This is a genomic window from Roseobacter sp. MH60115, assembly GCF_015644665.1.
In the GTDB taxonomy this organism is placed as follows: Bacteria; Pseudomonadota; Alphaproteobacteria; order Rhodobacterales; family Rhodobacteraceae; genus Roseobacter.
The window spans coordinates 260114-283231 of the sequence record NZ_JADOBQ010000004.1 but is presented as its reverse complement, the minus strand read 5'-3'; the positions used below and the strand labels follow the sequence as shown (position 1 = coordinate 283231).

At 60.7% G+C, this 23118-nt stretch carries 25 protein-coding genes; 11 read left to right on the top strand and 14 right to left on the bottom strand.

The annotated features are described in order from the left end of the window. The first annotated feature begins 23 nt into the window (after positions 1 to 23). From recF to gyrB, 3 genes are all read left to right on the top strand, one after another. Complete coding sequence (recF, locus tag ISX84_RS14420; RefSeq protein WP_195821077.1) at positions 24 to 1127, top strand: DNA replication/repair protein RecF; 1104 nt, start codon at positions 24 to 26, stop codon at positions 1125 to 1127. After that, positions 1124 to 1744 carry a LysE family translocator gene (locus ISX84_RS14415; RefSeq protein WP_195821076.1) on the top strand — a complete coding sequence of 207 codons (621 nt, stop codon included), beginning with the start codon at positions 1124 to 1126 and terminating at the stop codon, positions 1742 to 1744. The genes recF and ISX84_RS14415 overlap by 4 nt, the downstream gene beginning before the upstream one ends. 78 nt (positions 1745 to 1822) lie before the next feature. After that, complete coding sequence (gene gyrB, locus ISX84_RS14410; RefSeq protein WP_195821075.1) at positions 1823 to 4237, top strand: DNA topoisomerase (ATP-hydrolyzing) subunit B; 2415 nt, start codon at positions 1823 to 1825, stop codon at positions 4235 to 4237. Between the two features lie 19 nt (positions 4238 to 4256). Here gyrB and ISX84_RS14405 read toward each other — a convergent pair whose 3' ends face one another. Together ISX84_RS14405 and ISX84_RS14400 are read right to left on the bottom strand one after the other, a co-directional pair. After that, positions 4257 to 5060: an enoyl-CoA hydratase gene (locus ISX84_RS14405; protein WP_195821074.1), complete on the bottom strand. Its 804-nt coding sequence runs from the start codon at positions 5058 to 5060 to the stop codon at positions 4257 to 4259. 71 nt (positions 5061 to 5131) lie between these two features. Then, on the bottom strand, positions 5132 to 6076 hold the full coding sequence (locus ISX84_RS14400) for a fatty acid desaturase (protein ID WP_326838741.1): 945 nt from the start codon (positions 6074 to 6076) through the stop codon (positions 5132 to 5134). A 177-nt stretch (positions 6077 to 6253) separates the two neighbouring features. Between ISX84_RS14400 and ISX84_RS14395 the strand changes: the two genes are divergently transcribed. Continuing rightward, the gene (locus ISX84_RS14395) at positions 6254 to 7078 is read left to right on the top strand and encodes a helix-turn-helix domain-containing protein (protein WP_195821073.1); all 825 of its coding nucleotides are present in this window, start codon (positions 6254 to 6256) and stop codon (positions 7076 to 7078) included. A 3-nt stretch (positions 7079 to 7081) separates the two neighbouring features. Here the strand turns inward: ISX84_RS14395 and ISX84_RS14390 are convergent, their stop codons facing one another. The 6 genes from ISX84_RS14390 to ISX84_RS14365 form a co-directional block, all read right to left on the bottom strand. Further along, positions 7082 to 7516: an acyl-CoA thioesterase gene (locus ISX84_RS14390; protein WP_195821072.1), complete on the bottom strand. Its 435-nt coding sequence runs from the start codon at positions 7514 to 7516 to the stop codon at positions 7082 to 7084. Positions 7517 to 7553: 37 nt separating this feature from the next. Then, a complete protein-coding gene (cueR, locus tag ISX84_RS14385) occupies positions 7554 to 7952 on the bottom strand; it encodes a Cu(I)-responsive transcriptional regulator (protein ID WP_195821071.1) in 399 nt (132 codons plus the stop codon). Continuing rightward, the gene (locus ISX84_RS14380) at positions 7949 to 10204 is read right to left on the bottom strand and encodes a heavy metal translocating P-type ATPase (RefSeq protein WP_195821070.1); all 2256 of its coding nucleotides are present in this window, start codon (positions 10202 to 10204) and stop codon (positions 7949 to 7951) included. Before ISX84_RS14380 ends, cueR begins: the two co-directional genes overlap by 4 nt. A 64-nt stretch (positions 10205 to 10268) precedes the next feature. Beyond that, on the bottom strand, positions 10269 to 11780 hold the full coding sequence (locus ISX84_RS14375; RefSeq protein WP_195821069.1) for a heme biosynthesis protein HemY: 1512 nt from the start codon (positions 11778 to 11780) through the stop codon (positions 10269 to 10271). A gap of 13 nt (positions 11781 to 11793) precedes the next feature. Further along, the gene (locus ISX84_RS14370) at positions 11794 to 13125 is read right to left on the bottom strand and encodes a COG4223 family protein (protein ID WP_195821068.1); all 1332 of its coding nucleotides are present in this window, start codon (positions 13123 to 13125) and stop codon (positions 11794 to 11796) included. A gap of 68 nt (positions 13126 to 13193) precedes the next feature. After that, positions 13194 to 13919, bottom strand: coding sequence for a uroporphyrinogen-III synthase (locus tag ISX84_RS14365; RefSeq protein ID WP_195821067.1), 726 nt, complete (start codon positions 13917 to 13919; stop codon positions 13194 to 13196). Positions 13920 to 13990: 71 nt separating this feature from the next. Here ISX84_RS14365 and tsaD point away from each other — a divergent pair, with 71 nt between their 5' ends. Genes tsaD through ISX84_RS14340 form a run of 5 tightly spaced genes read left to right on the top strand, consistent with a single transcriptional unit; the run spans position 13991 to position 17173 of the window. Further along, positions 13991 to 15076 carry a tRNA (adenosine(37)-N6)-threonylcarbamoyltransferase complex transferase subunit TsaD gene (gene tsaD / locus ISX84_RS14360; protein WP_229884322.1) on the top strand — a complete coding sequence of 362 codons (1086 nt, stop codon included), beginning with the start codon at positions 13991 to 13993 and terminating at the stop codon, positions 15074 to 15076. Beyond that, positions 15073 to 16035, top strand: coding sequence for an NAD(P)H-dependent glycerol-3-phosphate dehydrogenase (locus ISX84_RS14355; RefSeq protein WP_195821065.1), 963 nt, complete (start codon positions 15073 to 15075; stop codon positions 16033 to 16035). Before tsaD ends, ISX84_RS14355 begins: the two co-directional genes overlap by 4 nt. After that, positions 16036 to 16311, top strand: coding sequence for a YciI family protein (locus ISX84_RS14350; protein ID WP_195821064.1), 276 nt, complete (start codon positions 16036 to 16038; stop codon positions 16309 to 16311). After that, positions 16308 to 16727: an EVE domain-containing protein gene (locus ISX84_RS14345; RefSeq protein WP_195821063.1), complete on the top strand. Its 420-nt coding sequence runs from the start codon at positions 16308 to 16310 to the stop codon at positions 16725 to 16727. The genes ISX84_RS14350 and ISX84_RS14345 overlap by 4 nt, the downstream gene beginning before the upstream one ends. A 50-nt stretch (positions 16728 to 16777) precedes the next feature. Beyond that, positions 16778 to 17173, top strand: a complete 396-nt coding sequence (locus ISX84_RS14340; RefSeq protein ID WP_195821062.1) for a DUF1761 domain-containing protein — start codon at positions 16778 to 16780, stop codon at positions 17171 to 17173. Between the two features lie 232 nt (positions 17174 to 17405). Here ISX84_RS14340 and ISX84_RS14335 read toward each other — a convergent pair whose 3' ends face one another. From ISX84_RS14335 to ISX84_RS14320, 4 genes are all read right to left on the bottom strand, one after another. Beyond that, positions 17406 to 17747: a DUF2853 family protein gene (locus tag ISX84_RS14335; RefSeq protein WP_195821061.1), complete on the bottom strand. Its 342-nt coding sequence runs from the start codon at positions 17745 to 17747 to the stop codon at positions 17406 to 17408. 121 nt (positions 17748 to 17868) lie between these two features. Beyond that, positions 17869 to 18618 carry an extensin-like domain-containing protein gene (locus ISX84_RS14330; protein WP_195821060.1) on the bottom strand — a complete coding sequence of 250 codons (750 nt, stop codon included), beginning with the start codon at positions 18616 to 18618 and terminating at the stop codon, positions 17869 to 17871. 4 nt (positions 18619 to 18622) lie between these two features. Then, on the bottom strand, positions 18623 to 20011 hold the full coding sequence (gene ahcY, locus ISX84_RS14325; protein ID WP_195821059.1) for an adenosylhomocysteinase: 1389 nt from the start codon (positions 20009 to 20011) through the stop codon (positions 18623 to 18625). Positions 20012 to 20087: 76 nt separating this feature from the next. Further along, positions 20088 to 20393 carry a hypothetical protein gene (locus ISX84_RS14320; RefSeq protein WP_195821058.1) on the bottom strand — a complete coding sequence of 102 codons (306 nt, stop codon included), beginning with the start codon at positions 20391 to 20393 and terminating at the stop codon, positions 20088 to 20090. A gap of 205 nt (positions 20394 to 20598) precedes the next feature. Between ISX84_RS14320 and ISX84_RS14315 the strand changes: the two genes are divergently transcribed. Together ISX84_RS14315 and ISX84_RS14310 are read left to right on the top strand one after the other, a co-directional pair. Further along, a complete protein-coding gene (locus tag ISX84_RS14315; protein ID WP_195821057.1) occupies positions 20599 to 21198 on the top strand; it encodes an HD domain-containing protein in 600 nt (199 codons plus the stop codon). Then, positions 21195 to 21680: a GNAT family N-acetyltransferase gene (locus ISX84_RS14310; RefSeq protein WP_195821056.1), complete on the top strand. Its 486-nt coding sequence runs from the start codon at positions 21195 to 21197 to the stop codon at positions 21678 to 21680. Before ISX84_RS14315 ends, ISX84_RS14310 begins: the two co-directional genes overlap by 4 nt. An 89-nt stretch (positions 21681 to 21769) precedes the next feature. On the opposite strand, the gene ISX84_RS14305 is transcribed toward ISX84_RS14310, so the two are convergent. Both ISX84_RS14305 and ISX84_RS14300 read right to left on the bottom strand, forming a co-directional pair. Then, positions 21770 to 22324, bottom strand: coding sequence for an ActR/PrrA/RegA family redox response regulator transcription factor (locus ISX84_RS14305; protein ID WP_195821055.1), 555 nt, complete (start codon positions 22322 to 22324; stop codon positions 21770 to 21772). A gap of 83 nt (positions 22325 to 22407) precedes the next feature. Next, on the bottom strand, positions 22408 to 23025 hold the full coding sequence (locus ISX84_RS14300; RefSeq protein WP_195821054.1) for an SCO family protein: 618 nt from the start codon (positions 23023 to 23025) through the stop codon (positions 22408 to 22410). Positions 23026 to 23118 lie beyond the last annotated feature (93 nt).

Here is a 23118-nt window from a genome sequence, read left to right as displayed (position 1 = left end):
TTTGGAACAATGAAAGCCGGGCGATGGCGCTGTATCTGACATCGCTGACCCTGTCGCATTTCCGATCGCATAAAGTGGGGCGGCTGGCGCTGGATGGGCGGCCTGTGGCCTTGTATGGCGCGAATGGCGCGGGCAAGACCAATGTGTTGGAGGCGGTCTCGCTGTTTTCTCCGGGCCGCGGGCTGCGCCGGTCCAGTGCTGAGGATATGACGCGGCGGCCGGAGGCTTTGGGGTGGAAGCTGTCTGGTGTTTTGCAGTCGGTGCACCAATTACATGAAATCGAGATCTGGTCCGAAGGCGGTGCAGCCCGGCAGGTCAAGATCGATGACAAAGCGGCCGCGCAGGTGGCGTTGGGGCGGATTGCGCGGGTGCTGTGGCTGATTCCGGCGATGGACCGGCTGTGGATTGAAGGGGCCGAAGGGCGTCGGCGGTTTCTGGACCGGATGACGTTGAGCTTTGAGCCCGGGCATGCCCAAGCCACGTTGACCTATGAGCGCGCGATGCGTGAGCGGAACCGGCTTTTGAAGGACATGGTGCGGGACCCTGCGTGGTACGGGGCGCTTGAGGCGCAGATGGCGCAATCTGGCGTCTTGATCCACGCTAATCGTTGTGCGGCTTTGGCGCAGTTGGCCAAGGCGCAGACAGATGCGACAACTGCTTTCCCAGCAGCGGCGTTGACGCTTACCCATGCGGAGGGGGAACTGCCGGACACCGAGGAGGATTTGCGCGCGGCATTGGCCGACAGTCGCGCGCGTGACATGGCCGCGGGGCGCAGTCTGATTGGCCCGCATCGCGCTGATCTCTATGGGGTGTATCAGGCCAAGGATGTGCCGGCGAAAGACTGTTCAACCGGGGAGCAGAAGGCGCTTCTGGTCTCGCTGATCCTTGCCAATGCGCGGGCGCTGGCGCAGGGTTTCGACGCACCGCCGCTGCTGTTGCTCGACGAGGTTGCTGCTCATCTCGACCCGGACCGGCGCGCCGCGCTCTACGATGAAATCACCGTCCTCGGCGCGCAGGCCTGGATGACAGGCACGGAGCCTGCGCTTTTCGAGGCTCTGGGAGATCGCGCGCAATACGTCGAAGTGCGCGATAGCGATGGGCTTTCTGAACTTCTGCCCCGGTCATGAGCATCGCGTGGTCTGATCTGATTTTATACGCGGGCGCGCTGGTGATCCTGTTTCTGACGCCCGGCCCGGTATGGCTGGCACTGATGGCCCGGGCGCTGTCCGGCGGGTTTCGTGCCGCCTGGCCGCTTGCCGTGGGTGTCGCGGTGGGAGACATTCTGTGGCCGCTGGTTGCGGTGCTGGGCATCTCCTGGGTGCTATCGGTTTTTGATGTGTTCATGGCGGTGCTGCGGTGGGTGGCCTGCGGCGTATTCGTCGGCATGGGGCTCTTGCTGATCCGACACGCGGATCAGAAGATCAGCACGGACAGCCGCCTGACACGGCCCGGCCTTTGGCCCGGATTTCTCGCGGGTCTCGTTGCGATTCTCGGCAATCCCAAGGCAGTGCTCTTCTACATGGGCGTGCTGCCGGGGTTCTTTGACCTGCGCAGCGTAACGGCGGGAGACGTGAGCGCGATCATTGTGGCATCGGTTGCAATCCCGCTCATCGGAAACCTCTTGCTGGCGGGCTGTGTGAGCCACGTGCGGGCCCTGATCACGGCACCTCGAACCCTGGCGCGCATCAATGTAATCTCCGGATTTTTGCTGATCTTGGTCGGTGTGGTTCTGCCGGTCATCTGACACAAAATATTGTGCCCGTGACGTGACATTCCCCTTTAGAAACCTTATAAAATACCAAAAATACGAAGGTGTAGCGGCATGTCCGACAACGAGCAATCGCCAGAAGAATATGGCGCCAATTCCATCAAGGTTCTCAAAGGCTTAGAAGCTGTTCGCAAGCGCCCCGGCATGTACATCGGGGACACGGACGATGGCTCTGGTCTGCACCATATGGTCTATGAGGTTGTCGACAACGGCATCGACGAGGCGCTGGCCGGTCACGCGGATGCCGTTACCGTTACCATTCACGAGGATTCCTCGGTCTCCGTCAGCGACAACGGGCGCGGGATTCCGGTGGGCATTCACGAGGAAGAAGGCGTCTCAGCCGCCGAAGTGATCATGACCCAGCTGCACGCGGGCGGGAAGTTCGACAGCAATTCCTACAAGGTGTCGGGCGGTCTGCACGGGGTGGGTGTGTCGGTGGTGAACGCGCTCTCTGACTGGCTTGAGCTGCGCATCTGGCGCGAGGGCAAGGAGCATGTCGCGCGGTTCGAAGGCGGCTTTACCACCAAGCATCTCGAAGTCGTGGGTCCGACGGAGCGGACCGGCACCGAGGTGCGGTTCATGGCGTCGACGGACACCTTTTCCAACCTCGAATACTCCTTTGACGTGCTGGAGAAGCGTCTGCGGGAACTGGCCTTTCTGAACTCCGGCGTGCGGATCATTCTGGTGGACGAACGGCCCGCCGAAAACCTGCGGTCGGAGCTATTCTACGAAGGTGGCGTGAAGGAATTCGTGAAATACCTCGATCGCTCGAAATCCTCCGTGATGCCGGAGCCGATCTTCATTCAGGGCGAGCGCGACGAGATTGGCGTGGAAATCGCCATGTGGTGGAATGACAGCTACCACGAGAATGTGCTGCCCTTCACCAACAACATCCCGCAACGGGATGGCGGCACGCATATGGCGGGCTTTCGTGGCGCGCTGACACGGACGATCAATAATTACGCGCAATCGAGCGGGATTGCGAAGAAGGAAAAGGTGTCCTTCACCGGCGATGACGCGCGCGAGGGTCTGACCTGCGTACTGTCGGTCAAGGTGCCGGACCCGAAATTCAGCTCGCAGACCAAGGACAAACTGGTCAGTTCCGAGGTGCGGCCGGCGGTTGAGGGTTTGGTGAACGAAAAGCTGGCCGAATGGTTTGAGGAAAACCCCAACGAGGCACGCATCGTCGTGGGCAAGATCATCGAGGCCGCGCAGGCGCGGGAAGCCGCGCGCAAGGCCCGCGAGCTGACCCGGCGCAAGACGGCGATGGATGTGAATTTCCTTGCTGGGAAGCTGAAGGACTGTTCCGAGAAAGACCCGTCGAAGACCGAGGTTTTCCTTGTAGAGGGGGACTCTGCCGGGGGATCGGCCCAGACAGGCCGTGACCGGCAGACGCAGGCCATCCTGCCGCTGAAAGGGAAAATCCTGAATGTGGAGCGGGCGCGGTTTGATCGCATGCTGTCCAGCCAGGAGATTGGCAATCTGGTGATGGCCCTGGGCACCGGCATTGGCCGCGATGAGTTCAACATCGAAAAACTGCGCTACCACAAGATCGTCATCATGACCGACGCGGACGTGGACGGCGCGCACATCCGGACGCTGCTGCTCACCTTCTTCTACCGGCAAATGCCGGAGCTCATTGAGAACGGGCATCTCTATATCGCGCAACCGCCGCTCTACAAGGTCTCGCGCGGCAAATCCGAGGTCTACTTGAAAGACCAGGCGGCGATGGAGGATTATCTGATCCATCAGGGCATCGAAGGGGCGATGCTCAAGCAGGGCAACGGCGAGGAGATCACCGGACAGGACCTCATGCGCGTCGTCGATCTCGCCCGCCAGATGCGCCGCGTGCTGGAGGCTTTCCCGACACATTACCCGCGCCATATTCTGGAACAGGCGGCGATTGCCGGTGCCTTTGCGCCTGGCGTCGTGGACGCGGATTTGCAGGGCACGGCGGATAAGGTCGCCGCCCGTCTGAACCTGATTGCGCCCGAATACGAGCGCGGCTGGCAGGGGCGGATCACACAGGATCACGGCATCCGGCTGGCGCGGATTCTGCGCGGCGTGGAAGAGGTGCGCACGCTTGACGGGCGCATCCTGCGCGGTGGCGAGGCCAAGCGGACCGGCAGCTTTACCCGGAGCCTGCAGGATGTCTACAACTTGCCCGCCACGCTGGTCCGCAAGGACAGAACCCAGATGATCCTCGGGCCGATGGACCTGCTGGACGCAATCTTGCAGGAGGGCGAAAAGGGTCTGTCACTGCAGCGCTACAAGGGTCTGGGTGAAATGAACCCGGATCAGCTCTGGGAAACCACGCTGGACCCCGACGCGCGCACGCTCTTGCAGGTCAAGGTGGACGACATGGCCGAGGCCGATGATCTTTTCACCAAGCTGATGGGAGATGTGGTGGAGCCGCGCCGCGAGTTCATCCAACAGAATGCGCTGAGCGTGGAGAACCTCGATTTCTGACAAAAGGCTTTGTTAGGGTCTAGTCGTCCGCCCATTCCGGCATCGGTTTCTTGGTGATGAACGCGTCGATCCCGCGTTCGGTATCGCGCGCCATCATGTTTTCTGCCATGGCGGCACCCGTGTACGCGTAGGCAGAGGCAAGATCCATATCCGCCTGTTTATAGAACGCCTCCTTGCCGATTTTCACAGCAGCGGGGGCTTTCCCAACAATGGTGGCAGCCATCTTGCGCGTTGCGTCAGACACCTCCGCATCGGGCACGACGCTGTTGATCAATCCGATCTCTGCCGCCCTCTCCGCCGTCTGGAATTCACCCAGCAGCAGCATTTCCATCGCCTGTTTCCGTGTCACATTGCGCGACAGGGCCACCATGGGCGTGGAGCAAAAAAGTCCGATATTCACGCCCGACGTGGCAAAACGCGCGGTCTGCGCCGCGACAGCCAGATCGCAGGTTGCAACCAGCTGGCAGCCTGCCGCGGTGGCGATGCCCTGCACTTCAGCGATCACCGGTTGCGGCAGATTCACGATGGACATCATCATCTTGGAGCAAGTCTGGAACAGCGCGTTGAAGTAGGCTTTGCCGCCGTCCGCATCCTGTCGCCGCGCGGTCATTTCCTTGAGGTTGTGCCCCGCACAGAAATGGGCCCCCGCCCCCCGCAGGATAACGGCCCGAACCGACCGATCCGAGGCGATCTGATCCAGGGCGGATTGCAGGGCCGCCAGCACTTCCTCTGACAGCGCATTCATGGATTTCGGGCGGTTTAGGGTGATCGTCGCGATGCCATCCGATTGATCCAGCAAAACTGGCGCGGTTGTCTCTGTCATGGCCGAATGTCCCTCTGATCCCGGATAGGCGGTATCAAAGCGGGAAGCGCGGCGCGACTGCAAGCAAAATGTCACAGGCCGGTCGTCGGGGACTTCGCCGCGATGTCCTTCTCCAGGTGAAACGCCGGGTCCTGCCAGAGCAGATGCGGCACCGGGTCCTTGGTTTTCAGCAGGAACAACCCTGCGATTTGCGCGTAGGAGCGGTAGGCATAGCCGCCATTGCGTTCCAGAAACGCGGAGCGTCGCGCTAAGTAGTAGCTCTGCAACCTGTACCAAGGCAGACGCGGGCAGGCATGGTGCACCGCGTGCAGGTTGTTCTTGAGAAACAGGAAGGACAGCAACCCACGGTCCTCGATGATCACGCTGCGGCAACGGGCGCGTTCGTGGGCGCGGTGTTCCAGAAACGTCCGTATCTTGAGAATGGAATGGCTGGCATAGGCGCAGAGCAGGTAGGGCCAGACCGGCATATCTGCCATCCAGATCCACCAGAGAACGATGGGGATCAGGCCAGCGACGTGGAAAAGATATGCGTCTCTAATCTGCGTGTTTCCTCGCAAAACTGCACGAAAATCATCCCGGTAGAAAACGAGTAGCGCAATAATTGGACCAACCAGCATGCGCCCCAGAAGCGTGTTGTTCCACGTATAGATCACGCGCCGCGCCACACCCCATTTCGCCCAGACCGACGGATCGATGAAATTGCTTTCCGGATCGTCGTAGGGATCGGTGAGCGCGGGGTCGTGGTGGTGCGCCAGATGTGTGTCGCGAAAGCGCGGATAGGGAATGGCCAGTCCCAGTGCCGGAAACACAAAGGCAGTGTTTAGCACCTCATTCCGGAAGGGATGCCCGTGCAGAACTTCATGGCTGAAGGAGGAATAAAGCGTCAAGGCGAGGGCGAGGAGAATGCCGGAAATCCAGGGTCCGAGCCCGTCGTAGGAGGTGGTGGATATCGCGAAACCGACATAGCACATCACACCGATGATCACGGTCGGCCATTCGATGGCAGGAGTAGTCACGTCAGGGGATTTCAATTTTTCCCTTTCTTTCAATGATGTGTGATGTGGTAAGATCCGCGCAATAGGGTGACGGAATTGGCAAATCTCGCAAGAGCGTGAATTTGCGTTGGATGCATTACTTTCGTCACGCTTTCACGAATTTGTTGTGTTTCTGCGCAATTGTCGGATACTCGCAACATGGATAAACGTGATCTCTCCGCCCAGTTCAAAGAACGCCTTGAACAGGTGCTGGCGTCGCATCCCGCCGGTAAGGGGCAATTTCTGCGCGATGTAGGCATGGACCGGTCCGCGCTCAGCCAGTTTCTCAACCCCGAGAGCGACCGCCTGCCGCGTGCCGAAACACTGCGCCGGATCGCGCGGGTCAGCGGGGTTTCGGTGGATTGGCTGCTCTGCCTCGAAAATGCGCCGGAAGGCCGCCAGGAGGTCGCGGAAAGCGTGCAGATTGAGAAGGCCGTACAAGCGGACGGATCGACACCGCTGGATCAATGGCGCAGCGCCGCATCCGGTTTCAAGCTGCGCTATGTGCCATCGACCCTGCCCGATATGGTCAGCCTTGCCCCCGAACCGGAAACCAATGTGTCCGATGCCCGTGGCGGCGGGGTCGAGAACGTATTGGGCCAGATTTCACTGGATGACATGGATGTCGAAATCGCCATGCCGGTGCAGACACTGCAGGATTTATCCGCGCGCAGCGGGCTCTGGCGGGGTGCCGATCCCGATCAATGTCGCGCACAACTTGCCTATATGGCGCGGGTGTGTCGCAAGAATTACCCGGCGCTGCGCCTGCATCTGTATGACGGGACGCAGACGTTTTCCGCCCCGTTCACCGTTTTCGGCAAACAGCGCGTCGCGCTTTACATCGGAGACGCCTATCTGGTGATCAGCAGCCCCGACCAGATCCGCGGGTTTGCAAAGCAGTTCGACAGGCTGGTACGCCGCGCGATCATTGGGGCCGACAGGGTGCATGAGATGCTCTCTGAGCTCGCCGACAAGGTTCGTTGACGTCTAATCCGGCAGCTGCGCGCCAGCGTCCAGGTAGGTCGACATGCGGGACCTGATGTCTTCGGGCCAGGGCACCGGGCGCCCGGAATCCATATGCACATAGACCAGCACCGGCGTCGCCGTCATGCGCAACTGGTCACCACATCGCGCCTTGACGCTCAGATGCGCGGATGTCCGGCCCAGCCGCAGCACCGAGAGCGACCATGTCAGCACATCGCCCATCTTGCTGGGGGCGGTGAATTCCGCCCCGATGGAGACGGTCGGTACCCCGTGCCCTGATTCCATATGCATTTTCGAAAACGAATGCTGCAGGCCGCTGTCATGCCATTCCTCAACGGTCTGGTTCACCATTTCAAAGTATCGCGGGTAAAAGACGATGCCCGCCGGGTCGCAATGCTGGAACAGGACCTTGATGCGATGCTGGAAGATCTCACTCATGCGAGCACCCTGACGGGTCTGCCGCTGGCGTCAAGGGTCAAGCATGATCGTGATCCGCCGCCAGATCAGCCAGGATCGGACAATCGGGCCGGTCGTTTCCAGCACAGGCATCAATGAGGTGAGACAGCGTTGCGCGCATCTGGCCCAGCTCAGCGATCTTGCGATCAATCTCGCCCAGATGGGATTGTGCCAGCTTTTTCACATCCGCACTGGCGCGCGTCTGATCGTTGTAAAGCCGCAGCAGGTCGCGGCAAGCATCTATCCCAAACCCCAAGGATCGCGCACGGCCAATAAAGGCCAGCTTGTGCAGATCACTGTCGGAAAACTGGCGGTACCCATTGGCGCTGCGCGCAGGCGCGATCAGGCCGATATCCTCGTAGTACCGGATGGTTTTGACCGGCAGCCCGGTGCTGCTGGCGACATCGGAAATATTCATGCGATCCCCCGTTTCAATCCACGCAGACGCAAGGCGTTGCTGAGCACGAAAAGGCTGGACAGCGCCATGGCGCCAGCCGCCAGTTGTGGTGACAAGAGCAGCCCCAGACTGGCGTAAAGTACCCCAGCCGCGACCGGAATAAGCGCGGTGTTGTAGGCAAAGGCCCAAAACAGGTTCTGGCGGATGTTACGCATTGCGGCCTGGGAGACCGACAGGGCCGTGCTGACCCCGCGCAGATCACCGGACATCAGTACGACATCGGCTGCACCGATGGCGATATCCGTGCCGCTGCCGATGGCGATCCCGACGTCCGCGCGGGCCAGAGCGGGCGCATCGTTGATGCCGTCACCGACAAAGGCGACCTTGATACCCGCTGACCGAAACGTCTCTAACGCGGCCGTTTTGCCCTGTGGCATGACACCAGCGACAACCTCGTCGATCCCGATCCGGGCGGCCACGGCCTCTGCGGTTTCCTGTTTATCGCCGGTGATCATGACGACGCGGCGCCCTTGTTCCCGCAGTCTGGCGACCACGTCCGCCGCGTTGGGCTTGATCTGATCGGACACCGCAATCAGCGCGGCGGGCTTGCCGTCTATGGCGGCAAAAAACACGGTTTTTCCCTGCGCCGCCAATGTGTGCCCCTGCCCCAGCGCGTCGCCCAGATCGATGCCCTCTTCCTGCATCAGGCGGTCCGAACCCACCAGAACCAGATGGCCGTCCACAGATCCTCTGGCCCCCAGCCCGCTGAGCGCTGTCACATCGCGTGCTTCCGGAATCTGGACGACGTCCACATGCGCGGCCTCGACGATCGCGCCTGCCACGGGATGTTCCACCCGCGCCTCCACTGCCGCCACCAGCGCCAGGGCATGAGCACGGTCAAAATCACCCAAGGCACCGAAGTCGGTCAACACGGGCTCCCCTTTTGTCAGCGTCCCGGTTTTGTCGAACGCAATCAGATCCACATCCGCGAGCGCCTGCAGGGCATCGCCCTTGCGGAACAGCACCCCGAGTTCCGCCGCACGTCCGGTGGCCACCATGATCGACGTTGGCGTGGCCAGACCCATGGCGCAGGGGCAGGCAATGATCAGTACGGCAACACCTGCGACAAGCGCATGTGACACCACCGGTTCTGGCCCAAGAACCAGCCAGATCACCACCGTCAGCGCAGCCAGGCCAAGCACTGCCGGCACGAACCAGAGCGTCACCCGATCAACAAGGGCCTGAATAGGCAGCTTCGCACCCTGCGCCTCCTGCACCATGCGGATAATCCCGGCGAGCACGGTGTCGGCCCCGACCCTCTTGGCATCGAGACGCAGGCTGCCGGGGCCATTGATTGTCCCCGCCGTCACCGGGTCGCCCAGGGATTTTTCCACCGGCATCGGTTCCCCGGTGATCATGCTTTCGTCGATGTGGCTGGCGCCTTCGGTGACCACCGCATCGACCGGCACCCGCTCTCCCGGACGCAGCAGGATGATATCGCCGGGCACAATCTCATCGACAGCGACGGTTTGCGCGACCCCGCCCCGCAGCACCTGCGCCGTTTTCGGTTGTAGTTTCAACAAGGACCGGATGGCCGCGCCGGTCTTGCCCTTGGCGCGCGCTTCCAGCCATCGGCCCAGCAGAATGAAGGTGATGATCACCGCCGCCGCTTCGAAATAAACAACCTGCGCAGCGGCAGGCAGCAATTCGGGTGCCAGAAGAACGCAAAGCGAATACCCATAGGCGGCGGATGTCCCAACAGCGACAAGGCTGTTCATATCCGGTGCGCCCTTGCGCAGCGCTGACACACCGGCCACGTAGAACATCCGACCCGGGCCCAGCAAGATCCCTGTGGTGAGCAGCGCCTGTATCCACCAGCTTTGCGTCGTGCCAAGGGTGCCGGCAATGAAGTGGTGGAACTCCGGGATCATGTGCCCGCCCATTTCCAGCACGAAGACTGGCAGCGTCAAAAGCGCAGCAATCCATGTGCGTTTCCCAAGCGCGTCGGCCTGCGCGCTCTGGCGGTTGGCCTGGTCATCCGCGTCGCGGCCCTGCAGGACTTTGGCAGGGTATCCGGCATCCGTCGCCTGAAGCGCAAGGGTTTCCGCAGAGGGGCCATCGCCCCGCACATGTACGGTTGCCTCTTCCGTTGCGAGGTTGACGGCAACGTCAACGACACCCGGCACCTCCGCGAGGGCACGGTCCACCCGTCCCACGCAGGAGGCGCACGACATGTTTTCAACGGTCAGTGTGATCTTTTGAGTGTCCAGCACGCGCAGGCCCCCGAAGCAGTTCAGGGATAGAGATAAGGCCTCCAGTTACTGGAAGGTCAAGACCTCAGGCGCGTTTCTCTTCCAGGGCGGGCTCGCTCTCAACCACGTCGACATCGGTTACATCCGGCTCCAGCAGCTCCGCGTCTTCGATAACGTCATCCGCAGCATCGTCATCCGGTGCCTTGCTCACGTCATCTTCAACCGCGCCCACGATCAGTGGCAACATCTGCACGCCCCCGGGCATCGCCACCTCGGAAAGGGGTGGTGTCTTCCACGCCAGCGTGTCGAAACTCTCGCAGTTTTCGCAGATCGGCGCCCATTCCGCGTGGATATGCTGGCAATTGTCACAAATCCACTGCGGACCGCGCGATACGGTCAACGCCCGCGCCAGCCAGCCGCGCACCACCGCATCATCCGCACCCTCGCCCCGCTCGATGGCCGCCATCAAGGTCACGGATCGCGCGGTCGGATCGGTTTCGACCAAATCCCCAAGGGCGCGACGGGCTTCGGGGAAATCCTCATTTGCGATGTGGAGTTCGGCCAGCAGCATGCGCGTTTCAGGGTGCTGCGGATTGCTGCGCGTCAGAGCGGCAAAGCGCTTCAGGCGCTGCTCCGACGTTTCTTCGGGTTCAATGGCGGCAAAGGCAGCGGCGAGATCAGGGTGCGGCGCCACGTCCCACGCCTTTTTCAGCAACCGCGTGGCAAGGCGCGGCTTGCCTTTTTCGATGTAGCTGTGCGCCGCCATGACCGCCGCCGGGATCAGATCAGGTGACAGCTTGTTGGCCTCGATCGCCTTTTCCTGTGTCTCAATACCGCTGCCGTCCGACAGGACATCCTTGGCCTCGGACAAGGCCAGCACCGCATCGCGCCGCTTGTGCACGTCGCGCGGCAGATTGCCGTGCTTGAGCTTCGCGCTCAGCGTCTGACGTGCGCCGGACCAGTCTTCTTTCTGCGCCTGCAGCCGCAACAACACATCCTGCGTCTCTTCATGTTTGGGTTTGATTGCAAAGGCTTTTTCCGCCAGTTTCAGCGCCGTTTCAGTATCCCCATCCGCCAGTTTCTGCTTGAGAATACCGCGCACGCCCACAAACCGCGTGGCGTCATTGGTCACCAGCTTCTTGTAGGTTTCCTCCGCCTTCTGTCGGTCACCTGCCATCTCAGCCGCTTGCGCCGTCAGGAGGTTCGTCAGCTCCGGTTTGCCAAGATATTTCTCGGCCTTGGCCGCCTTGGTCATGGCCAGCCGCCCCTCGCCACTGGCCAGCGCCATCATGCCTTCGGACAGCGCGTCGAACCCTTTGCGCTCGCGGTTGCGGTCAAAATATCGCGACAGGGCCGTCTCGTCTCCGTTCAGGAAACGCCATGTTGCCACCAGCAGGGACACCAGTTTGAGCAACACCCAGAGCGCCACCACCAGCACCGCGATGGCAATCACCGACTGCAGTGGGCCAAAGGTGTATTCGCTGCCCATGACGGTGACCTGAACACCGCCTTCGCTTTCCAAAAGGTATCCGGCCCCAAGCGCCAGCAACGCGACAACACCGACAAAAAGGATAATCTTGATGAGGGACCAGAGCATGAATTCGTCTTCCTTAATTTACCGTCAGGCTGTCAGACAGAGCCTGAGCAGCGTCGCGTGCCTCTTTGCGGGCATTTGCCCCGTCCAGCCAAGTCTGCATCGCAGATTTCGAAGTCTCCGGCAGCGCGGCCAATTCGGTCAGCGCAGTCTCCAGATCACCGGACCTGACCGCTGCCTCGGCCCGCGACAGCACGGCGTCCGGGTCTGACCCCTCGCGCGGGGTGACGGAACGGGCGCTCAGTTGCCGCCGCAAAAATCCACCAATGCCCGCCACCTCCGATTCCGGAACGTCCGCCCGCGCGGCGGCCAATGCGGCCCGTGCGGCATCCGGGAAATTCTCTCGCAATGTCGTCATGCTGGGCACCCCTTCCGCCGCAGCGCTGCGCAGGGCATCCGGCACCTCCACGGGCGCCACTTCTTCGAGCGCGCCCAGGGCAGGCTCAAACGCCTCCCCATTTTCCACGGCCGTCACAACCTGCGTCAACGCGGCCCGTGCCAACAATCGCGCCGCTTCCGCGCTGGCCTGGGCATCCTGTTCCGCCAAACGCGCTTCGAGCGCCGCGATTGACGATTGCAAGGCTTCGATCTCGGCACTGTTGTCTACCGGCGGTGCGGTGGTCCCGGCTTCAGGGCGGGCTTCCAGCGCGTCAATCCGAGCCGTTTGGGCCTGCAGGGTGGACTGCATCGCCTCAAGCGCGCTGGAGACATCATCGAGGCCTGCTGTGATGGCGTCACCATCCGGCGCGGCGGCGGGGGGTGCGTTTTCGAGATCTTGGACGCGCGCTGTCAAAGCGGCGGTTTCTTCGGTCAGCGGCGTCAGATCGACCGGTTCCGGAAGATCGGCACGGGGGAAATACGCATCCAGCATGTCGCCACGCCCCGCAATGAACCCGAGCATCGCCGCGATAACACCGCCAAACACCGCGGGCCAGAAACTGCTGCGGCGCGGGGCCGGCGCAGGCACCGGCAACGGGTGCTGCAGCACAGCCTGATCTTTTACATCCCGGGTCTCCGACGCATCCTCGGTCTGTTCATCATTCGTTTTTTCGGCGGCGTCCGGTTCGGAAACGGACCACGGCGCCTTGACCGCATCATCCTTTGCAGGCTCCTCAGGCGCGGTCTCATCCGCCGTCGCTGCGGTGGACGAACCCTCTTTGGGTGTGTCAGTGTCCGTGATCACATCGTGCGGGGCCAAGGTCTCGACCTCCGTAGATGGTTCTACCTTCGTCTCGGAGATATCCTCTGTCTTGGGTCCTGCTGTCACATTTTCAGAAATATCGTTGCGCGTTTCACTTGCGGCTTGCTCCGGCGCGGTGTCGTCTTTTGGTTTTTTTGCTTTTGCCACAACATCCACCTTTTCGAATCTACCCCAGCGGCGCACCTAGGAACCTTACTCGCGCGCACCTCACTTCTTCAACCCAAGCTGATGCGCGCCACCACCTTTTCAAGGCATTTGACCACTGTCTGTGCGTCCGGCATGGACGTGATTTCCAGCGAAGCGTAATTCAAGTGTGTCATCGCCGCCGCCACGGCTTCACTCAGGGCGACGATATGTGGACATGCATCTGCCGGGCACTCTTGCGCAAACTGAGCCGCCGTGCGCGGGGAAAAAACCGGCAGAATGACCGGATTGCCGTGCTGCAGCACGCTTTTGGCCTGCGAGGTGAGCGGTCGCAGCGCCTGATCATAGACGGTAATCCGCGTCACCGGCAGCCCGCCAGCGGTCAAGCGTTCCGCAATCTGTCCCCGCGTGTGCCGCCCCGCGAGGTGCCAGAGCCTTGCGGTCGGCGGCGCCGCCAACAACGAAGAGACCAGCGCGTCCGACGTCTGACCGCAAAACACGCTCTCCCATCCTGCTGCGCCTGCCGCCTCCGTCGTCCGCTGCCCGACGCAAAAAGCCTGCCTGCCCTGCCCGCCCGGTGCGTGGCGGACGCCATTGGCCGAGGTGAAAATCACGGCCTCCCCAGCGCCAATCTCAAAATCTGCGCGCTCGGGCACAATTTCGATCAGCGGGCTTTCGATCACCGCGAGGCGCCCGGACAATGACATGGGCAATTGCGCCACAAATCGCGCATTCGCCTCAACCGGGCGCGTCATGATCAACGGTATGGGGGCGGTGCCCATGAAAACCCTCGGCATTGTTTGCGGCCCCCTACGGTGTTACCTGCGGGCAAAGACGCATGCAACGGGGTCACCGCGTGACACGATCAATGACAATCCTGGGTCTGGAAAGCAGTTGTGATGACACTGCCGCCGCGGTTCTGCGACGGCACGAAGACGGTAAAACCGACATTCTGTCCTCCGTCGTAAAGGGGCAAACGGCACTGCACGCCGATTTTGGTGGTGTCGTCCCCGAGATTGCCGCGCGGGCCCATGCCGAGCTACTCGATCATTGCGTGGAAGAGGCTCTAACAAGGGCAAAGTGTGAGTTTTCGGACCTTGATGCAATTGGTGTGACATCTGGCCCGGGCCTCATCGGGGGCGTTGTGTCCGGTGTGATGTGCGCCAAGGGGCTGTCTGCTGCAACGGGGTTGCCGCTCTATGGCGTCAACCATCTCGCTGGCCACGCGTTGACACCCCGCCTCACGGATGATGTCGCCTATCCCTACCTGATGCTGCTGGTTTCGGGCGGGCATTGCCAGTTTCTGATCGTACACGGGCCCGAACGGTTCGAGCGTCTGGGCGGCACCATCGACGACGCCCCCGGCGAAGCTTTCGACAAGATCGCGCGTCTTGTCGGCCTGCCGCAACCGGGCGGCCCATCCGTAGAACAGGAAGCACGGCGGGGAACGAGCGGCCGTTTTTCATTGCCGCGTCCCTTGCTGGACCGTGCCGGATGTGACCTGTCCTTTTCGGGGCTGAAGACAGCCGTTCTGCGAACGCGGGACGCCATCGTCTCTGAGCATGGCGGGCTGCCACAGCAGGCGCGCGCCGATCTTTGCGCCGGGTTTCAGCAGGCTGTGGTCGACGTGCTGGCGGAAAAAACCAAACGGGCCCTCGAGGCTTACGGCGCATTGTCACCCGCGCAGCCGACACTATGTGTTGCCGGAGGCGTTGCGGCCAACAAGGCCATTCGCGCCGCGTTAGAGACTGTTTCTTTGCAGAATGGAGCTCAATTCGTTGCACCTCCCCTGGCACTTTGCACGGATAATGCGGCCATGATCGCCTTTGCCGCGCTGGAGCAGATGGCCACCCGTCCGGCAGATGGTTTTGATCTCTCCGCCCGCCCGCGCTGGCCGCTCGACCAGACCAGCCCGGCCATGCTGGGCAGTGGCAAGAAGGGAGCCAAGGCATGACGATTTCGGTTCTGGGCGCAGGCGCATTTGGCACAGCGCTCGCCATCAGCCTGTCGCAAAAGACCCCGCTTCAGCTTTGGGCCCGTTCATCCGAGCATGTGCAGGAGATGTCGCGGGACCATGAAAACAAATCCCGTCTGCCCGACCGACCTTTTCCGGCGGCGCTGGCCGTCACCCCGGATATCGATCGCGCTGCCGAAGCGGATGTCCTGCTGCTGGCCGTGCCCATGCAGCAGCTGCGGTCCTTCCTGCAGGAGCACCGCGAAGCGCTGGACGGCAAGACGCTGGTGGCCTGCTGCAAGGGGATGGATCTGACCTCGGGCAAGGGACCGCTGGAGGTGATTGCAGACAGTCTGCCCGGCGCGCGCACCGCCTTGCTGACAGGGCCGAGTTTTGCCCGCGACATTGCAGCGGGCCTGCCCACCGGTCTGACGCTTGCCTGCGCGGATGATGATCTGGGGCGACAGGTGCAGGAGGCCCTCTCGACGCCGGTTTTGCGGCTTTATCGCAGCGACGACGTAGTGGGCGCGACCCTGGGCGGGGCGCTGAAAAACGTGATTGCCATCGCCTGTGGTGCTGCGATGGGGGCCGGGCTGGGCGAAAGCGCGCGCGCCGCTGTCCTGACCCGTGGGTTCGCGGAAATGCAGCGGCTGGCCCTGCACAAGGGTGCCAATCCGAACACGCTCGCAGGCCTGTCAGGCTTTGGAGATCTCGTGCTGACCTGCACCTCGGCACAATCGCGCAACTACCGGCTTGGGCTGTCGCTGGGCAAGGCGGAAGCTTTCGACGACAAAATCACCGTGGAGGGTGCGGCCACCGCCCGCGCCGCCGATGCGCTGGCGCGCGAGGAAGGGTTGGACATGCCGATTACTTCTGCGGTTGCGGGGCTGGTCGAAAAACGGTTGGATGTGCGGCAAGCGATGCATGACCTGTTGTCGCGCAGCCTGAAGGAAGAATAGATGCTTGTTGCCCTGATCGCCCATGACAAACCCGGTGCACTGTCCGTTCGGCATGAAAACCGACCCGCCCATGTGGAATATCTGAAATCCGGCACGGCTGTGCAGCAGGCGGGCCCATTGCTGGACCATGCGGGTGACATGATCGGATCATTGATCATTCTGGATGTCGCCGACATGGATGAGGCACGGATATGGGCCGACGGCGATCCCTACGGCAAAGCGGGGCTGTTCGAATCCGTTGATCTGATCCCCTGGAACAGGGTGATCGGCGGATGAACTACTGGCTGTTCAAATCCGAAACCACGACCTGGAGCTGGGACCAGCAGGTCGCCAAGGGCGATGCGGGTGAAGAATGGGATGGTGTGCGCAACTATCAGGCCCGCAACTTCATGCGCGAGATGGCCGTGGGTGATCTTGGGTTCTTTTACCATTCCCAAAAAGACCGCGAGATCGTCGGGATTGTCGAGATCATCGCCGAGGCGCATCCCGACAGCACGACGGAGGATGAGCGGTGGGAATGCGTGGATATCAAGGCGGTGAAACCGGTGAAAACGCCGATTACACTCGATGATATCAAGGCGGAACCGCGCCTGTCCGAGATGGTGCTGGTCCGCAATTCGCGACTGTCGGTGCAGCCTGTGAGACCCGAAGAATGGCAGATTATCTGCGAGATGGCTGGCGTTTCGGACTAGCCCGGCCGCCGTCTTGATGGCAGTCTCCTGTCAGAATACGGGAGGCAACTATGGAATATCTGAGTGTTTTGATCGCCGGAGTGGCGGGGTTCATGTTTGGGGCCGTCTGGTACACCGTACTGGCCGACAAGTGGATGGCGGCGTCAGGCGTGGCGCTGGATGAGAGCGGCAAACCCGCCAACAGATCGGATCCGGTTCCCTATATCACCAGTCTTTTGGGCGCGATCCTTGTGGCCGGGATGATGCGGCATACCTTTGAGCTGAGCGGCATTGACACGGTGGGCAAGGGATTGGTTTCGGGCCTGGGCATCGGGCTCTTTCTGGTCAGCCCCTGGATCGCGACGTTCTACAGTTTTGGCGCACGGCCCCGCAGCCTGATCCTGATCGATGGCGGATATGCGACATTCGGCTGTACCCTGATCGGTATCGTTTTGACCCTGTTCTGAAAAACCCGGCAAAAAAGACGAAGGGTCCTGACATGACGCCAGAACCCTTCTTCACCCCACGTGCTCCCATACCCACCGCACGTGTTTGAAACTGGTCCTGGCCATGCTGGCCGGATGAACAATCGTTACATCAGGCCGCAAAGAATTACAATTTTTCAGTAGTTTAAAAGCCTGCTAAAAAAGAAACGCCTCCTTAAGAAAAGAAGGCGTTCCGGATCAGTCATTGTCTTGATCAGCCGTAGACGGCTTCTTTGCCAAAGTGTTTGGTCAGCATGTAGTAGACAACGGCGCGGTATTTGTTGCGCTCCGACTTGCCATAGGTTTCGATGACCGTGTTGATCGCTGCATCAAGCTCCGGCCCGTCGGACAGGCCCAGTTTCTTGATCAGGAAATTGTTTTTTACGGTTTCAATCTCGCCCGCCTGGCTGGAGGCAACCGTTGCGGCGTCCGCATCATAGATCGAGGGGCCGCAGCCAATTGTGACTTTTGTCAGCAAATCCATGTCCGGCGACATGCCACATTTACTCTTCAGATCATCTGCATATTGCGCAATCAAATCGTCCCGTTTGCCCATAAAAATTCTCCCACCTGGCAAAATCGGCCGGGGTGTCCGACCGTTGCGCGCAAGACTAATCACATATTTCCATTCACAAAAGGAGTTTTTGCCCGTCGCATTCCCCGTTGCGAAGCCCTGCTCAGCGGCACAGGCCGCTGCCGCGATGCTGCAGGTGGAAATGATCGGCGTGCAATCGGTTGAAGGACGGCCCGAGGGTCAGACGAAACCACGTACAGGCCGCAGTGCGCACATCCGCAAGAAACGCGCCCGCCGGACCATCGTCCCCCCAGCTTTCCAGCAAGGAAATCCGCGTGCCATCCGAAAGGACGAACCCGGCAATGTCCACGGCTTCGGCCCGTGCATGTGTGCTCATCCGCGCGCTTGGTCCCCTGGGTGTGCGGATGGGTCGGCAGGAATAGCTGGAGATGTGGTTCACCCGGGCGACGCGCTGCCCAAAGTGCTGTTCCGCGGCGGGATGAACCCCGTGTTCGATCCACATCGCCATGCGCAGGGCTGTCTGGCACCGTGTATTCAAGGGCGCCAGATCAGCACCCGATACGCCGGACATCAGGACCTGATCGGCAATGCCGCATTGGGCGCTTTCCACAAGATCGGGCAGGGGTTGCGCCACCGCGCCGGTCGTCAGGGTCTGCAGGCATAGCTCAGGCGTCGCCAAAGCGCGGTTCAGTTTCCATTGGGTCAATGGCGTGATCGGGTCGCTGACAGAGAGCGGCGCGATGGGATTCCAGGCGGCGGGCAGGGGCGTATCCGGCAGCGTCACCAAGCGATAGGCCCCAAACAGGGCGGCACATAAAATGACAAACGCCGCCCGACCAAAGGCGGGGCGGCGTTTGTTCTTGTTAGCTTCTGTCTCCGGCTGATCCGGCACGCGGTCAGTAGCGGTAGTGTTCCGGCTTGAACGGACCCTCGGGCGCCACGCCGATATAGGCAGCCTGATCCTTATCAAGCTGCGTCAGTTTCACACCGATCCGGTCCAGATGCAGACGGGCAACCTTTTCGTCCAGATGTTTGGGCAGGATGTAGACGTCGTTCTTATACTCATCACCCTTGGTCCACAGCTCGATCTGCGCCAGCACCTGATTGGTGAAGGAGGCAGACATCACGAAAGACGGGTGCCCGGTCGCATTACCAAGGTTCAACAGACGGCCCTCAGAGAGCAGGATCAGACGATTGCCATTCGGCAATTCGATCATATCCACCTGTTCCTTGATGCTGGTCCACTTGTGGTTTTTCAGCGCTGCGACCTGAATTTCATTGTCGAAGTGGCCGATGTTGCCGACGATGGCCATGTCCTTCATCTCGCGCATATGCTCGATGCGGATCACGTCCTTGTTGCCGGTCGTGGTGATGAAGATATCCGCCGATCCCACCACGTCTTCGAGCAGGACAACCTCGAACCCGTCCATGGCGGCCTGCAGCGCGCAGATCGGATCAACCTCGGTAACCTTCACGCGGGCCCCAGCACCGCGCAGAGAGGCGGCGGAGCCCTTGCCCACATCGCCGTAACCCATCACGACGGCGACCTTGCCGGCCATCATCGTATCCGTGGCGCGGCGAATGCCATCGACCAACGATTCCTTGCAGCCGTATTTGTTGTCGAACTTCGACTTGGTCACGGAATCGTTCACGTTGATCGCGGGGAAGGGGAGTTGGCCCTGTTTCACCAGATCATAGAGGCGGTGCACGCCGGTTGTCGTCTCCTCGGACACGCCCACGATCTGGTCGCGGGTTTTGGTGAACCAGCCGGGCGTTTCCGCCATGCGCTTCTGGATCTGCGCCTTGATCACGGTTTCTTCTTCGGAGGTCGGTACGGGGATGATTTCCTCACCCGCTTCGGCACGCGCGCCAAGCAGCACGTAGAGCGTCGCATCACCGCCATCATCGAGGATCAGGTTCGGGCCGTCCTCGAACATGAAGGATTTGTCCAGATAGTCCCAATGTTCTTCCAGCGATTGACCCTTGATCGCGAAAACAGGTGTACCGCCCGCCGCGATGGCCGCCGCAGCGTGGTCCTGCGTGGAGAAGATGTTGCAGGACGCCCAGCGGACATCCGCGCCCAGCGCCACAAGTGTTTCAATCAGAACCGCCGTCTGGATCGTCATATGCAGAGAGCCCACAATCCGCGCGCCCTTGAGCGGCTTGCTCTCGCCATACTCGTCGCGCAACGCCATCAGGCCCGGCATTTCCGTTTCCGCAATGTCGAGTTCCTTGCGCCCGTAGTCAGCGAGCGCGATGTCACGCACGATAAAATCTTCTGCCATCATTCACATTCCCTGCATCCAAAGTTGCCGTTCAGATAGCACCGAGGCTTAAAAGGGACAATGGCGTAATACGACCTTACCCTTTGACGCCTTCGCCAATAGGTTGCGGGACCGAGTACCAGTCCTGGCCACTTGCAACCACACAGCTGATGCCGTCCGGGCGCGTGATGAAGATGGTGAAACTGCCGGTACGTCGGGAAGTCCAGATTTCGATCAGTCGCGATGCGTTTTGCAGACCGCCACCCGCCATTTGTTCGCTGTAAGTGCTTTTCAGCGCATTGACGAGATCGCTGCGTGGCAGGCAGGCCGTTTGAGCCGCCAAGGGAGGCGCGAGCGCTGCTGCGCCAAAGACAAGGGCTGCCGAAAAAAGACGTTTAAACATGGGATTGCTCCTTGATCAGGGGCGCACCGCATGAAGGTAGTAAGACGTCGTGCGCCTGTTGCTGTAGATACTTTTAATATAAGCCCGATCATGCGGATTTGCGACATTCCAGCCTGCACATTCCTGTGCTCTCATCGTGAGGAAGGGATTTGCCAGTGACCGGGCCGCGGGATAATCAGGTGCAAACACACGAGGATGACCCGATATGGCCAGATCGCCGGCACGCGCATGGCAGCGGATGCTGTCAGGACGCAGGCTTGACCTGCTCGACCCGACGCCAGTCGATATCGAAATCGAAGACATTGCCCACGGTTTGGCCTTTGTTGCGCGCTGGAACGGCCAGACGCGGGGAAATCACGCCTACTCCGTGGCCGAACATTCGCTTTTGGTAGAAACACTCTTTGGCCGTATCGCCCCGAAAGCACCGGCCAAATGGCGTCTTGCGGCATTGCTGCATGACGCGCCGGAATATGTCATCGGAGACATGATTTCACCGGTCAAGGCAGCCGTTGGTCCGGATTATGGTGCGCTGGATGATCGCCTCGCGGCGGCGGTGCATATTCGGTTTGGTCTGCCAGCAGCGATTCCCGTTCAGATCAAGAAACAGATCAAAAAGGCCGATAAAATCAGCGCCTGGATGGAAGCCACACAGATTGCGGGGTTTTCACAATCTGAGGCCAGCAAGTTTTTTGGCAAGCCGGACGCGAAAGCCATGCACGCCCTGCAGATCGTGCTGCGGCCCCCGGTCGAAACCCGCCGCGCCTTTACCAAGCGTCACGCGATGCTCCTGGAGGAAATGGGATGATTCACGTGCGACCGGCAATGCCCCTCGACTGCGCCTCCATGGCGCGGCTGTTGAATGAAATTATCGACATCGGCGGAACAACCGCGCTGACCAAACCCGTGACAGGTGATGATCTGAAAGACTGGATGGCAGGCCATTCAAGCGGGTCCGCCTGGCATGTGGCGGTGAACGAACAGGAAGAGGTCGTTGGGTTTCAGCTGCTTGAACCCCATCCAAAGCTGCCACCCGACGCCGCGGACATCGCCACATTCGTGAAGGTGGGTCAAACCGGCCTGGGGATTGGGTCGGCGCTGTTCGATGCGACGGCAAAAGCGGCAAAAGAACTGGGCTATGTGTGGATCAATGCGACGATCCGTGCGGACAACACAGGCGGGCTGACCTATTATCAAAGCCGAGGGTTCAGAGACTGGCACTTTGACGAGGATGTCGCTTTGGCATCCGGGCAGCTCGTCAACAAGATCAGCAAACGATACGACATCTGAAAAAGGTGGCCTGAAAGCCCACCTTACCTGTTGGCGGAGAGGGTGATGGTGGCAGGTAGGGTGGGCTTTCAGGCCACCTTGCCACGGGTCTATCTTGGCGAGCGCTTTGCTAGTATGCGCTGCAGCGTTCTGCGGTGCATGTTCAGGCGTCGCGCGGTTTCACTGACATTGCGGTCACAGAGTTCAAACACCCGTTGAATATGTTCCCACCGTACGCGATCCGCGCTCATCGGATTTTCGGGTGGCGGCGGCAAGTCATCCCCCCGCGCCAGCAAAGCATTCACGATATCCGCAGCATCGGCAGGCTTCGACAGATAGTCCGTCGCACCGATTTTCACTGCAGCCACGGCGGTCGCAATCGCGCCGTACCCCGTCAGCACAACGACGCGAATATCGGGACGTTTTTCCCGCAGCACCTCAACCACATCGAGGCCATTTCCGTCTTCGAGCCTTAAATCGACCACGGCATAGGCCGGGGGCCGGGCTGTGGCAATCGCCTTGCCTGCCGCTACGGAATCTGCTGTCTCGACGGAAAAACCGCGTTTCTCCATCGCCTTGGCAAGCCGACGCAGAAACGGTTCATCGTCATCCACCAGCAAAAGGCTGGCATCTTCTCCGAGGTCCAATTGAGCGGCTTCCTGCATCGGCGCTTTCCTTAGCACGTTGTCGGTCATCCTCATGCAATATGTGGCAGTGCAGGGCACTCGTCAAACCATGTGTGGTGGTTTCAGGTGTTTTCCACAAAGCAGGTAACTGTGTCCGCGATGTCCTGAGCCGTTGCCTCACGCCGGAAAAACTCCACGAACCCCTTTTCCGGCAGCACCAGGTAACTGAATGTCGAGTGATCGACGAGGTAGAAATCATCATCCCCGTCATGGGCCTTGTAATACGTGCGATAAGCCTCGCTCGCCGCTTTCACCTGCTCTGGCGAACCCGTCAGGCCGATCATCCGCTCGTGCAGGTTCTGTGCGAAATCTCCGACAACTTCAGGGGTGTCCCGCTTGGGATCGATGGAGATAAAAACCGGCGTGACGGAAATGTTGTTCTCCGCGAGCATATCCACGGCCTCCGCGTTGCGCGCGGTGTCGATCGGGCAAACGTCCGGGCAGAAGGTATAGCCGAAATACAGCAGCGTGGGCTCGGTGATCACATCCTGATCTGTGACGGTTTCGCCGGCCGCATTCACCAGCTCAAAGGGACCACCAATCGCACCCGCACCACCGGCAACCTGGCTTGCGCTGCACTGCGCATAGGCATCATCACCCGTCGGCGATTGCGTGGCAAACCAAATCCCGGCCAGAAGACCAACGATGGCGATAGCGGAAAGGGGGGCGATGTAGCGCATGGGTGTCGCTTCTCCTGATTTGCGGCGTTAGGGTGTTCCTATCAAATCGAAGTCGTACCGTCCTGCGACATCTATGCAACTCAACAAGCGGTG